This window comes from Mesorhizobium zhangyense (assembly GCF_011045115.1).
Taxonomy (GTDB): domain Bacteria; phylum Pseudomonadota; class Alphaproteobacteria; order Rhizobiales; family Rhizobiaceae; genus Mesorhizobium_M; species Mesorhizobium_M zhangyense.
The window spans coordinates 67,181-79,121 of record NZ_JAAKZG010000008.1; the positions used below are offsets into that span (position 1 = coordinate 67,181).

General features: G+C 60.9%; 16 protein-coding genes. 10 read left to right on the forward strand and 6 right to left on the reverse strand.

Annotated features, from left to right (window positions below):
- Positions 1 to 52 precede the first annotated feature (52 nt).
- A complete protein-coding gene (locus tag G6N74_RS18920) occupies positions 53 to 679 on the reverse strand; it encodes a hypothetical protein (RefSeq protein ID WP_165119509.1) in 627 nt (208 codons plus the stop codon).
- A gap of 249 nt (positions 680 to 928) precedes the next feature.
- On the opposite strand from G6N74_RS18920, the gene G6N74_RS18925 reads away from it, so the two are divergent.
- Together G6N74_RS18925 and yihA are read left to right on the forward strand one after the other, a co-directional pair.
- Positions 929 to 1,567, forward strand: a complete 639-nt coding sequence (locus G6N74_RS18925; protein WP_165119510.1) for a CatB-related O-acetyltransferase — start codon at positions 929 to 931, stop codon at positions 1,565 to 1,567.
- Positions 1,564 to 2,229 (forward strand): ribosome biogenesis GTP-binding protein YihA/YsxC, encoded by a 666-nt coding sequence (gene yihA / locus G6N74_RS18930; protein WP_165119511.1) that lies wholly within the window; start codon positions 1,564 to 1,566, stop codon positions 2,227 to 2,229. The genes G6N74_RS18925 and yihA overlap by 4 nt, the downstream gene beginning before the upstream one ends.
- 65 nt (positions 2,230 to 2,294) lie before the next feature.
- Here yihA and G6N74_RS18935 read toward each other — a convergent pair whose 3' ends face one another.
- Complete coding sequence (locus tag G6N74_RS18935) at positions 2,295 to 2,471, reverse strand: DUF1127 domain-containing protein (RefSeq protein WP_165119512.1); 177 nt, start codon at positions 2,469 to 2,471, stop codon at positions 2,295 to 2,297.
- A 177-nt stretch (positions 2,472 to 2,648) separates the two neighbouring features.
- Positions 2,649 to 3,344 carry a TetR/AcrR family transcriptional regulator gene (locus G6N74_RS18940; RefSeq protein WP_165119513.1) on the reverse strand — a complete coding sequence of 232 codons (696 nt, stop codon included), beginning with the start codon at positions 3,342 to 3,344 and terminating at the stop codon, positions 2,649 to 2,651.
- 193 nt (positions 3,345 to 3,537) lie between these two features.
- Between G6N74_RS18940 and G6N74_RS18945 the strand changes: the two genes are divergently transcribed.
- From G6N74_RS18945 to G6N74_RS18955, 3 genes are all read left to right on the forward strand, one after another.
- On the forward strand, positions 3,538 to 4,020 hold the full coding sequence (locus G6N74_RS18945; protein ID WP_165119514.1) for a RidA family protein: 483 nt from the start codon (positions 3,538 to 3,540) through the stop codon (positions 4,018 to 4,020).
- Between the two features lie 216 nt (positions 4,021 to 4,236).
- Positions 4,237 to 5,148: an agmatinase gene (locus G6N74_RS18950; RefSeq protein ID WP_165119515.1), complete on the forward strand. Its 912-nt coding sequence runs from the start codon at positions 4,237 to 4,239 to the stop codon at positions 5,146 to 5,148.
- Between the two features lie 52 nt (positions 5,149 to 5,200).
- The gene (locus G6N74_RS18955; RefSeq protein WP_205826750.1) at positions 5,201 to 6,721 is read left to right on the forward strand and encodes a winged helix-turn-helix domain-containing tetratricopeptide repeat protein; all 1,521 of its coding nucleotides are present in this window, start codon (positions 5,201 to 5,203) and stop codon (positions 6,719 to 6,721) included.
- 24 nt (positions 6,722 to 6,745) lie between these two features.
- Here the strand turns inward: G6N74_RS18955 and G6N74_RS18960 are convergent, their stop codons facing one another.
- From G6N74_RS18960 to G6N74_RS18970, 3 genes are all read right to left on the reverse strand, one after another.
- Complete coding sequence (locus G6N74_RS18960) at positions 6,746 to 7,231, reverse strand: GNAT family N-acetyltransferase (RefSeq protein WP_165119517.1); 486 nt, start codon at positions 7,229 to 7,231, stop codon at positions 6,746 to 6,748.
- Between the two features lie 11 nt (positions 7,232 to 7,242).
- Complete coding sequence (locus G6N74_RS18965; protein WP_165119518.1) at positions 7,243 to 7,635, reverse strand: GFA family protein; 393 nt, start codon at positions 7,633 to 7,635, stop codon at positions 7,243 to 7,245.
- Positions 7,636 to 7,786: 151 nt separating this feature from the next.
- Positions 7,787 to 8,119, reverse strand: a complete 333-nt coding sequence (locus tag G6N74_RS18970; protein WP_165119519.1) for an antibiotic biosynthesis monooxygenase family protein — start codon at positions 8,117 to 8,119, stop codon at positions 7,787 to 7,789.
- A gap of 178 nt (positions 8,120 to 8,297) precedes the next feature.
- On the opposite strand from G6N74_RS18970, the gene blaOXA reads away from it, so the two are divergent.
- From blaOXA to msrB, 5 genes are all read left to right on the forward strand, one after another.
- Complete coding sequence (blaOXA, locus tag G6N74_RS18975) at positions 8,298 to 9,119, forward strand: class D beta-lactamase (protein ID WP_376767730.1); 822 nt, start codon at positions 8,298 to 8,300, stop codon at positions 9,117 to 9,119.
- Positions 9,120 to 9,197: 78 nt separating this feature from the next.
- The gene (locus G6N74_RS18980) at positions 9,198 to 9,737 is read left to right on the forward strand and encodes a sigma-70 family RNA polymerase sigma factor (protein ID WP_165119683.1); all 540 of its coding nucleotides are present in this window, start codon (positions 9,198 to 9,200) and stop codon (positions 9,735 to 9,737) included.
- A complete protein-coding gene (locus tag G6N74_RS18985; protein WP_205826751.1) occupies positions 9,734 to 10,456 on the forward strand; it encodes an anti-sigma factor in 723 nt (240 codons plus the stop codon). The genes G6N74_RS18980 and G6N74_RS18985 overlap by 4 nt, the downstream gene beginning before the upstream one ends.
- Positions 10,457 to 10,676: 220 nt before the next feature.
- Positions 10,677 to 11,234 (forward strand): fasciclin domain-containing protein, encoded by a 558-nt coding sequence (locus G6N74_RS18990; protein ID WP_165119522.1) that lies wholly within the window; start codon positions 10,677 to 10,679, stop codon positions 11,232 to 11,234.
- 208 nt (positions 11,235 to 11,442) lie between these two features.
- On the forward strand, positions 11,443 to 11,937 hold the full coding sequence (msrB, locus tag G6N74_RS18995) for a peptide-methionine (R)-S-oxide reductase MsrB (RefSeq protein ID WP_165119523.1): 495 nt from the start codon (positions 11,443 to 11,445) through the stop codon (positions 11,935 to 11,937).
- The last annotated feature ends 4 nt before the right edge of the window (positions 11,938 to 11,941 follow it).

An 11,941-nucleotide genomic window follows, 5' to 3' on the forward strand; every position in this document is an offset into this window, starting at 1 on the left:
CGGTTCGTCCGGGGCTTTTTTTGTTGGCGCATCGCCTCTCTGAGCGTTCTGACTAGTGGACGCCGTAGATCTTGGCGATCCGCTGGTAGTAGTCATTGGCGTCGTCCAGCCGTTTCATGAACTGCGTGGCGACTTCGGGCTTGGTTGGCGGGCACCCCTTGCTGACGTAATAGTCGGCATCCCGCAGGATGCCGGAGTGGGTCGCATAGAAATTCACGAAAAGAGCAAGGTTGGGATCGCCGAAGTCTGCCAGCTTGGGGGCGATCGAATCGTAGATCGGCGTGGACCGCACGAAGGCGTTGTCCAACTCCTGGATAACGCCGGAGCAGCCGGCCGAACTGCCTGCCGCTGCATCGCCACTAACGGCGTGAAAGGTCGACGCGGCCTGCCGCACCCTCTGAAGCACGTCGTTCATGCTTCTGGCTTCGACGGCGAGCGCGTGGCCGGCATGGACGGTTGCCTCGGCGTTTCGCTGAGCCATGGTTTCCTGCTGAAAAGCCGTGCTCAGCGCCAGGATGCCGGCTGCCGTCGCAAAGCCTATCAGCGTTCCGAGCATGGTTTGCCATTCCCGGAGCGTACCGATCCAGGTCACGGAGCCGTCGGTTCGTATATCGGCCAGAATGACGACGACCAGACCGGCGACGATAAGCGCAACTGCTATAGAAGATATTGCGAGCATGGAATTTTCCGCGCACTTGCCGCTGAAAATAGCCGAAATTCTCCAGAAGCAACAGCAGTCCGTATGGATGACGTTACCGTCGCGGCCAGCAATTCGGTGTGGACGCACCAAGGTCTCAAGGCTAAACAGGTCATCAACAGGAGTTGTTTCGATGGTCGGTTGAGCGAGATCCGTTTCGCCAGGCGTCAAATGCGCCGGAGCGGATCGCATCATCTCATCCCTTGCGAATCCATCACGACGGAACTTGCCATGACTGGTCCCAATCCCTCCATTAAGCACCCGGTAGCGCTTCACCCGCGCGTCGGCTACCTTAAGGCGCTGGTCGATGCCGAAAACATCGAAATCGGCGATTTCACCTATTACGACGATCCGGACGGTCCCGACCGCTTCGTCGAAAAATGTGTACTGCACCACTATCCCTTCATCGGTGACAAGCTCATCATCGGGAAATACTGCGCAATCGCGGAGGGCGCGAAGTTCGTCATGAACGGCGCCAATCACGCCATGTCCGGCTTTTCCACCTATCCGTTCAACATTTTCGGCCATGGCTGGGAGGTTGGGTTCGACCCGACGACGTGGTCCAAGGAAGTGCGCGGCGATACGGTCATCGGAAACGACGTCTGGATCGCCATGGAAGCGTTGATCATGCCGGGCGTCACCGTCGGAGATGGCTCGATCGTTGCCGCGCGTGCAGTCGTCACTCATGACGTGCCGCCTTACTCCATTGTCGCCGGCAATCCGGCCAAAGTCGTCAAGACGCGCTTCGACAGAAGGACCGTCGATCGCCTGCTGAGGGTGGCCTGGTGGGATTGGCCGGTTGACAAGGTGACGCGTAACCTTGATGCCATACGCGGCGCCGACATTTCCCGGCTGGAGCAAGCGAATTGAGCGAATACACAAAGACGAGCCTGCCGGTGGCGAGCAGCCTCTTCACCAACACATGGATTTTCATCCGCGGCGTTCCGTCGATGAAATTCCTGCCGCCGGAAGGCCCGCCCGAGATCGCCTTTGCCGGGCGCTCCAATGTCGGCAAGTCTTCGCTGATCAACGGGCTGGTCGGGCAGAAGGGCCTTGCGCGCACCTCCAACACGCCTGGGCGCACGCAGGAGCTCAACTATTTCGTGCCGGACGGCTTTTCGGGGGTGGGCGACGACCTGCCGCCGATGGCGCTGGTCGACATGCCGGGCTACGGCTACGCCAAGGCGCCGAAGGATCAGGTCGACGAATGGACCAAGCTGGTCTTCGACTATCTCAAGGGGCGGGTCACGCTGAAGCGCGTCTATGTCCTGATCGATGCGCGCCACGGCATCAAGAAGAATGACGAGGATGTGCTGACCCTTCTCGACAAGGCTGCCGTCTCCTACCAGATCGTGCTGACCAAGACCGACAAGATCAAGGCGGCCGGCGTGCCGCGCCTGATCACCGAGACACTGGAAAAGATACGCAAGCGCGCGGCTGCCTTTCCCACCGTTATCGCTACCTCTTCGGAGAAGGGCGACGGCATGGAAGAACTGCGCGAGGCAATAGCGCTCGCCGTTCGCGGCGGCTGAACGGCAAGCCGGTCTGGCAGACCATGCCGGCGAACCGCTGCGGCGGCTTTCATTGCGGCATTCGCCTATGCTTGCCAGAAGCGCTTGGCGATCTCAGCCTCGGCCTGCCGTTTCGTCAGGCCGATATCGTCGATCAAATGGGGATTGGCCTTCGCCATTTGCTCAAGGTTCCAGCGAAAGCGTATCCGCTCGCTCCAGGTCGCGATAATGCTTCGCGGGGCCGACGCGAATGTATCGTTCATGGCAACCTCCTATGGTTGAGGGCCGGGGCCCTTGACCTGAAAGAGGCTGAATTCTGCAGGATGCGAACAGCGCCGTAATTAAGCGCGCCCAAATAGTTCGAAAAACTTCCAAACGGCTACATGCAACCGACTGGCATCGATCCTACGCATTTGAGTACGAGGCGAAGGAAGCGTTCGTTATCTTGGAGACAGGCCATCGAGCAGCAAGCCGAGGCCTTCCCGGAAAGCACCATCCCAATCGTTATCCAACAGCAGGCGGGAGCGTTCGATTGTCGGGTAGCGTTCGCTGAGACGTGTAAGGCGCTGCTGCGCCGCGTTCCTGTCGTCGTCCGAGACGTCGAAGCTCGCCCGGGTGATGGTGGCGCCCATCACATAGTTCCAGAGCGACCATATCGCGACGTTCAGACCCGCGTCCGCTACACCGGCGCTGGACAAGATCTTGCTCAGCAGTTCCAGGCGGCTGAGGATGTTCGGGCCGAGCGCCCGGCGCGGCAACAGCGATGCCGACCAGGGATGGCGCAGCATGCTGGCGCGCCAGTCTTCGAGCATATGAAAGACTTTCTCGCGCCATGCTTGAGACTCGATTGGTTGCGGCGGTCCGCGATATTCGAGCACCGAGTCGAGCGCCAGATCGAAGACATCCTCCTTGTTGTCGACGTGCCAATACAGGCTCATCACGCCCGAGCCGAGGCGATCGGCCAGCCGACGCATCGTCAATCCGTCGAGCCCTTGAGCGTCCAGCAGTTCAACAGCGGTCGCCACGATACGTTCGCGCGAGAGCGGCGGTTCATTGCGCGGCTCCTGCACGGGCTGTTGCTGCTCGCCTATCCGTGGAGACCGTTTGCTGCGGGCGCCGCTACGTTTGGCTGCCATTCGTCTTTCCTCGCTGGTCGGAACCTCGATTTTGGCAGGCAACGTCAGGAATGTCGATCTTGAGCGCTTGACTCGTACGTCGTACCATACGATGACTCGTACATCGCACGATCAATCTGGGCGATGGGCTGAAGTTCAATCACGCCGGCCGCGAGGGGACTTTGCTCGCGGTCCGCAGATTCAAGAGAAAATCATGTCACGCGCAATCAAGCATCTGCTTATCGGAGGGCTAATTATCATGACCATGGGAACTTCCACCGCGGCGACAGCGAATGATCTCAAGCTGACTATCGTCAATCCACAAAACCTCTACGACCCTTCGCCGAATGGCTACAGCACGGCCGTGATCACGCCCCGCGGAGCCCGGCTGGCCTATATCTCCGGACAGGGCGGCCAAGACAGCACGGGAGCCTTGTCGCCCGATTTCGCTGTCCAGGTTAAACAGGCCTACGCAAATCTGCGCACCGCCCTCGATGCGCTCGGCGCCAGGCCGGATCAGGTCGCCAAGCTCACGGTCTTCGTGGTCGATCATGATATGTCCAAGCTTGAGGTGTTGACCAGGGACGTCAAGGAAATGTTCGGCGAAGCGCTGCCGGCCCAGACGTTGATCCCCGTTCCCAAGCTGGCAATCGACCCCATGCTATTCGAGGTGGAGGCCGTGGTCGTGCTCGACTAGAATTGATATGGTCAAGCGCGCCGTCGACAGCTGCGCGCTCGACCCAAGAGAGGATGACGTCTGGACGATACGAACAGCGTCATAATCAAGTTCGCGCAAAGAGTTCCAAAATCTTTTAAACGGGCTAATCTGCGCCCTCAGCGTGGGATTTCGCCCTTCAGCAAATGATCTCGTCCTGCGCCCTCAACACCGAAATTTCAGCTGAACCATCAAGAAATGACCGCCGCACCTCCCTTTCTCGGCTTTCCCGATCGCCTCGCCGATGGCGGCATGCCCCGTGCTGTGATCTTCGGAGCCGCTCACGGCAGCACCTATCCCGGCGAGGACAGCAACGGCTATGAATTGGCCGCCGACGCCATCCGCGCTGCAAGCCAGGCGGATGCCGGGCTCGTCGAGCACTGGGATTTCGATCTCGGCGGCCCGCTGTTCGACGGCAGGCCGGTCTGCTGCATCGACACCGGCGACATCTTGACCACCATGCATGACAATGCCGGCAACCGGGCCCGGATCGAGGCGAAGACGCGCGAGGTCCTGGCCTTGCCGGCCGTGCCGATCCTCATCGGCGGCGATGATTCCGTGGTCATTCCCTTCCTCGCCGGCTTTGCCGAGCACGGTCCGGTCTGGATCCTGCAGATCGACGCCCATATCGACTGGCGCGACGAGGTGAATGGCGAGCGCTACGGCTACTCGAACCCGATGCGCCGGGCGAGCGAGATGGCGCATGTCGCCGGCATGGTGCAGGTCGGCCTGCGCAGCGTCGGCAGCGCGCGCCTCGCCGAGATCGAAGCGGCGCAGCGCTACGGCAGCCGCTTCGTCACCGCCCGCGAGGTTCACGCCCAGGGTGTCGGCACCGCTCTGCGGCATATTCCGCAAGGAGCCCGCGTCGTCGTCACCCTCGACTGCGACGGCCTCGATCCCGGCATCATGCCGGGCGTGGCAGCGCGTACGCCCGGCGGTCTCACCTACACACAGGTCATCGACCTGATTGCGGGCGTCGGCAGGCGGGCCAGGATCGCAGGCTTCGACCTTGTCGAACTCTATCCTCCCGCCGACATTGACGGCCTGTCGGCCCTGACCGCCGCGCGCCTTCTCGTCAATGCGATCGGCACCATCGTGCGGCAGGTTTGAAACCGGCTTCCTCCGGCGGGACGGTTCCATCCAGGCTTGAAAGGCTCTAAAGATGCGCCCTATGCAGGGATCGCGCTTTGCCTTTGGTCCGTTCGTGCTTGATTCCGATGCAGGAACGCTTCTTCGGAACGATGACCCCGTTGCCGTTGGCTACCGCGCACTGAAGCTGCTTGCAGCGTTTGTCGGACGGCCCGGGGAAATCCTGGGCAAGGCCGAGTTAATGGACGCGGCATGGCCGGGCATGGCCGTCGAGGAGGGCAACCTCACCGTCCAGATCGCGCAGCTCAGGAAGCTGCTTGGCCCGACCGGTGATGGGAGCGGCGAATGGATCACTACCGTTCCGCGCGTCGGCTACCGCTTCACCGGCGCCGTCGAACAGCGCGGCAGCGCGAAGCGAAAACCTTTGCCACTGCCCGACAAGCCATCGATAGCCGTGCTGCCCTTCGTCAATCTCGGCAACGATCCCGAGCAGGACGCTTTCGCGGATGGATTGACCGAAGACCTGATCACCGACCTGTCCAGGAATTCCGGCCTGTTCGTCATCGCGCGCAACTCGGCCTTTGCCTACAAGGGAAAGGCGCTCGCCGTGCGCGAGATCGCCGAGGAGCTTGGCGTGCGCTACCTCCTGGAAGGCAGTGCAAGACGCGCCGGAGGCCGCGTGCGCATCAACGCCCAGCTGGTCCACGCGGTGAGCGGCGAACATCTATGGGCGGAACGCTTCGATCGCGGCCTGGAAGACATCTTTGCCGTCCAGGACGAGGTCACGGCGAGGATCGTCGAGGCGTTGCTCGGCCGGCTGCGCGCACCGCTGCCGCGCCATAGGCCCCAAAATATCGAGGCATACGATCTCTGCGCGCGAGCGCGTAAATTGATGGATGACACGCCGCAAGCGGCGCGAGAAGCGCATCTGATGCTGACGCGCGCGGTCTCGCTCGATCCGGAATACGCCGAGGCCTATCGCTGGCTGGCTATGAACCACTGGATGGGATGGGTGCATTCCGGCGGGCCGACTGTGGCTTCCCGCAGCGTTGCCCTGGAGCTGGCGCGCAAGGCGGTGGCGATCGACCCCAACGATGCCGGCTGCCGCTGGGTGCTGGCTTATCTGCTTGCCTATGAGCGCAGCTTCGTCGAGGCGGATGCGGAATTCGAGCACGCGATCGAGCTCGACCCCAACGAGGCCGACGCCTGGGCGGCATTATCCGACATTGCGGTGCTCGCCGGGCGGGTCGATGAGGGCCTCGGGCATATCGCCAAGGCGTTCCGGCTGAATCCGTTTCCGGCAAGCTGGTACTACCTGGCACTCGGCCAGGCGCAATATGCGCACCGACAATACGAAGCCGCTGTCGAGACGCTGCGCCGGGACGAGACGTACCGCACAAGCTCACGCCGTTTCCTGGCGGCAAGCCTTGCGCAACTCGGCCGGCTCGACGAGGCGCGCGCAGAGGCCGAACTGTTCCTCGTCGGCAACCCGGATTTCACGACCCGTCACTGGGCGGCGACGGAGCCGTTCCGCGATGCAGCAGTGCTTGAGCACTTCGTGGTGGGGTTTCGCAAGGCGGGGCTGCCGGAGTGAGGGTCGACTGCAACGGGTGAAAAGTCAGATGGCTCTTTCCATGAGATTCATCATCTTGCCTTTCATGGATGTGGTTCCGACCGAAACGAACCCGTTGCGCTCGTAAAATGCGATCAGATTTGCGCTGGAGAGGAAGCAGTCAAGCCGGACTTTGGCGAGGCCGCGCTCGCGTGCCATGCCGACGACTTTTTCAATGACGGCCTCCCCAATGCCAAGGCCGGCTTTGCTTCGCCGAACGGCGAAGGTGTGAAGGTAGATGCTATCGCCGACTTCCCGTTCCCCCCAAAACGGGCGGTCCTCCCAGAGGATGCGAAATGCGGAAACAGGCTCGCTGTCCAGATAAACCAGGAACAGTTCACCGCGCTCTATGCGTGGCAGCATCCAGTCATCGTCGAAAGGAGAGGACCATCCCTCCGAACCGCGCGCCTTTTGCCACGCATTTGCTTCATCCAAGAGAGACGAAAACGCATTCCTCGTCTCTCTTGTGGCCGGTCGAATTTGAATGTCCAAATTGATGCGAGCTACTCCTCAAAGCGTCCCGATGTCTCACGATCGCGCTCATATCGTTTCGTGAGCGGAAACGGCGGCAGCCAGGACTCGCGACGGTCGGTCCAGCTCTCGTAGGTTGGCATCAGTTGGTCAGGGGCATCCAGGGCGCCCAGGTGCACTTCGATTTCGTCAGCGCTGCGTGCGAAAACCGACGAGCCGCAGCGGGGACAGAAAAACCGCCCGGCATAGTCGCGTGTTTCGCCATCGATCGTCACCGCATCCTGAGGGAACACCGCGGCAGCGTAAAAAAGCGCGCCATGATGCTTGCGGCAGTCGAGACAGTGACAAATGCCGACCCGGTATGGCGCACCCGACGCCACAAATCGGACGTTGCCGCACAGGCAACCGCCGGTGAATCGGTCCATGCTGCGTCTCCTCCCGGATCAAGCGATCAGAATGGCTACAACGAACAGCACAGTCCTTGCAAATGCCGCCCGCAGCTGTTTGCTCCAAGAAACCCCCGCAGGGAAAGGGAAAAACAAGGCGATGTTGGCGGCTTGCCGCGCGTCACGGCGCCTATATCTGCCCGACTTCGTGGACGACCTGATAATATCCCGGTCCCGCGCTTTCGATCAGGGGTCTGACCTTCTGGACGTGTTCGGCAAACCGGCTGGTTTCGTGCACGCGCTTGTGGTCGCCTATCGTGTCGAACGCGCTCATCATGATCGCGGTCCGGCCGTCGGTGGCGCGATGCAGGCGGCTGCCGCGCCAGCCTTTGACGACACCGACAGAGCCATCGAGATTGGCCTTCTGGATGGCGATGAAATCGTCCAGCCTGCCGGGTTTCACGGTGAAGATGTTGATGAAGACGACGAGACCGAGGTCGTCGTTCTGAACTGTTGCTTGCATGATAACATTCTCCCTGGTTCGGGATTTTCCCGATAGGTCGAATGGGTTTGTAGGACCTCAAGTACGGTTGAGGTCAAGCGAAAATAGATGTTCAAACCGAAGCGGCATCAACACATCGGTAACCAGTTCGCGGTTCCGTGCAGGCCTGCACTGCACCCAGCCGAATGGATTTCGAATGATGATCGACAAACTCAGGATGCCCGCGCTTTTGTTTGCCTTTGCGGCCGGCCTCGCCTTTCCAGCTTTGGCCGCGTCACAGAAACGCGCCCCCGAATGCACGGTAATACTGGACGCGGCGTCAGGTGACGTTCTTCATCGCGAGGGCATCTGCGACAGGCGTCTCAACCCATTCTCGACCTTCAAGTTTCCCTTGGCGCTGATGGGTTACGATGCCGGAATCCTCAGCGACGAACACACGCCTGCCTGGGATTACCAACCCGAATTCGATGCGGTGAAGCGGGACCGGAAGACCGTCGATCCGACGATCTGGGAAAAGGATTCCGTCCTCTGGTTTTCGCGTGAAATCACGCGCCGGCTCGGCGAGGAAAAATTCGCCGCCTATGTCAAAAAGCTCGGCTACGGCAACATGGATGTCTCCGGCGATGCGGGTAAGAACAACGGCCTGACGCATTCCTGGCTGAAGTCGTCGCTGAAGATCTCGCCGGACGAACAGGCTGCTTTCGTGCGCAGCTTTCTTGCCGGCAAACTGCCGGTCTCACGCAAGGCCAACGCCATGACCATGGCGGTCATCCCGAGTTTCGGCGCGCAGGGCGGCTGGACCGTCCACGGCAAGACCGGCAGCGGCAGGCTCGGCGATGATGCAGGCAAGGCGAACAGGAACAAGCCTCTGGGCTGGTTTGTCGGCTGGGCGGAGAGGGACGGGCGTAAAGTCGTCTTCGCGCGCATGCAGGTGGGCGCGGATAGCGCCGACTCTCCGAAAGGCCCGAAGGTGCGGGAGATGTTCCTGAAAGAGCTGCCGCACCTGATGAAGCAGCGCTGAAATTGCTGCCCTGCGCGCCGGCGCGGAAACAGCATCTGTGCCGTTGCAAATCAACTGCAAAGCCCTAATTTGGCTTCGATGACGCCACAAGACATCACAAAGCTGATCGTCCGGACTTCGATGAAGGACCGGGTGGCGTTCGACCTGTTGTATCGGCAGACGAGCGCGAAACTTTTCGGCGTCTGCCTGCGTGTCTTGAACGATCGCGCAGAAGCTGAGGAAGCCCTGCAGGAGGTTTTCGTCAAGATATGGATGAAGGCCGACCGTTTTGCAGTCTCGGATTTGAGCCCGATATCGTGGCTGGTGGCGGTTGCGCGTAATCACGCGATCGACCGTATCCGGGCGCGACGCCAGCCTGCCGTCGATATCGACGCCGCGCTCGACGTGGCCGATCCGGCGCCCGGGCCTGAGGCGGCGGCGGTGGCGGGCGGCGAAAACGAGCGCATCCATCACTGTCTGGAGGAGCTGGAGAAAGACCGGGCGGCAGCCGTCCGGGGCGCCTATCTCAAGGGCGAGAGCTACGCCGAACTGGCGGAACGCTACGGCGTGCCGCTGAACACGATGCGAACCTGGCTGCGCCGCAGCCTGCTGAAACTGAGGGAATGCCTCGAGCGATGACGCTGGCAGACAACAACGAACCGGAACGTGGCGGCGATGACATGATCGCTGCCGAATACGTTCTTGGCGTTCTGCCGAACGATGAACGGCAGGGAGCTGCCCGCCGCATCGACGGCGAGCCTGAGTTCGCGCGTCTTGTCGATCGCTGGGAGGTTCACCTGTCCCCGCTTGCCGAAGCCTATCCCGAAGTCGAAGCGCCGGCTTCCGTGAAGCCCGCTGTCGACCGGCGGCTGTTCAGCGGGGCGGCGCAATCCCAGGCCGCGCGCCAAGCCGGCATGTGGTCGAGCCTCGCCTTCTGGCGTGGGCTGGCTGCCGCCGCGGTTGCGGCGCTCGCGATCTATATCGCCGTGCCTTACATCAATCCGCCTGCACCAGTGCCTGAGACGCGCCTCGTCGCCTCGCTGGCTGCCGACGGCAGCGATGTCCGTTACCTCGCCGTCTATGATGCTGCTCAAGGTGATGTGGGTCTGTCGCACGTATCGGGCGAACGCGCAGCGGGCCGTGATTTCGAGCTTTGGATGATCGAAGGAACCAACGCGCCGGTCTCCATGGGCGTCATCCCGGTCGGGTCGACCATTCATCTCAAGATCTCGCCCGAGCTTCAGAAGAAGCTCGCCACAGGCGCGGTTCTGGCCGTCAGTCTCGAGCCGTCGGGCGGTTCGCCGACGGGCCAACCGACGGGACCGGTGGTCGCTGCGGGTGATCTGAAGAATATTTAAGTAAAGTTCTTATCACCGCTATGACTCTATCGTGAAGTATAGGTGAATCTATAATTAGGTAACTCTAATTATAGGTGGAAATATCGCGGATGAATTGACGCGAGATATTTTAGAAATCGCGACGAGAAATAATATTTTTTCGCAAGCGCCGAAACTTACTATTTTCATCCTCGTAACTCCTTGCATCCACCGAATGTGGAATAACCCAGGGAGTTACAAAATGCGTAGATTCACCTCCACCATTCTCGCCGGCGCAGTCGCGCTCTCCGCCCTCGCCACGGTCGCCTATGCCGAAAACCCGAAGGTCGGCGGCGCCGCTATGTTTGAAGACAAGAACATTGTCGAGAATGCGGTAAACTCGAAGGATCACACCACGCTCGTCGCTGCCGTCAAGGCAGCTGGTCTGGTCGAGACCTTGCAGGGCAAGGGTCCGTTCACCGTTTTTGCGCCGACTAACGAAGCTTTCGACGCGCTGCCCAAGGGCACGGTCGACGAACTGGTCAAGCCGGAGAACAAGGAAAAACTGACCAAGATCCTGACCTGCCATGTCATCGCTGCAGACGCGACGTCGGACGTGGTCATGAAAATGGTCAAGGATGACGGTGGCTCGCACAAGGCCAAGACCGTCGGCGGCTGCGAACTGACGCTGAAGGACGAAGGCGGCAAGGTCACCGTCACGGACGAGAATGGCAACACCGCCAATGTCACCATCGCCGACGTCAAGCAGTCGAATGGTGTGATCCATGTCATAGACAAGGTGCTGCTGCCCAAGATGTAATGGGTGGCTCGCTGATTAGAAGGCCGTCTCAGGCCTAGATTGCGCTGGGAAGCTATAGGGCTCCTGCGACCTGGCGCAATCGGATCGCCCCGCATCTTCACGTGTCTGCGTGTTCGATGCGGGGCGTTTTTCGTCTTGGTCTCAATCGGAGTTGATTGGCGCGTGATGCCGGGCATGACATAGCTTGTTGTGAAGAGGAGATATTCGAATGAATCGCCGCGATTTTCTGTTGGCAGGTGCTGGTGCTGCTGCATTGCTGGCCGGCACGACGGCGCTGTGGCGCATGGGCAGGCCAACGGATGCTATCGCCGAGACCTTCGAGGTTACCAAAACCGACGATGAATGGCGCAAGCTCCTGTCGCCGGAGCAATTCGCCGTGCTGCGCCAGGAAGACACCGAGCGGCCCGGCTCGAGCCCACTCGACCATGAGAAGCGCAAGGGCATTTTCCACTGCGCCGGCTGCGATCTGGCTGCCTATTCCTCCGAGGCGAAATATGATTCAGGCACCGGCTGGCCGAGCTTCTGGCAATCGCTGCCTGATTCGATAGGCACGAAGACGGACAATACGCTCTTCATGACCCGCACCGAGGTTCACTGCCGCCGCTGCGGCGGTCATTTCGGCCACATCTTCGACGATGGCCCGCAGCCGACCGGCAAGCGCCACTGCCTCAATGGGCTGGCTCTGAACTTCAAGCCGGCCTAGTCGG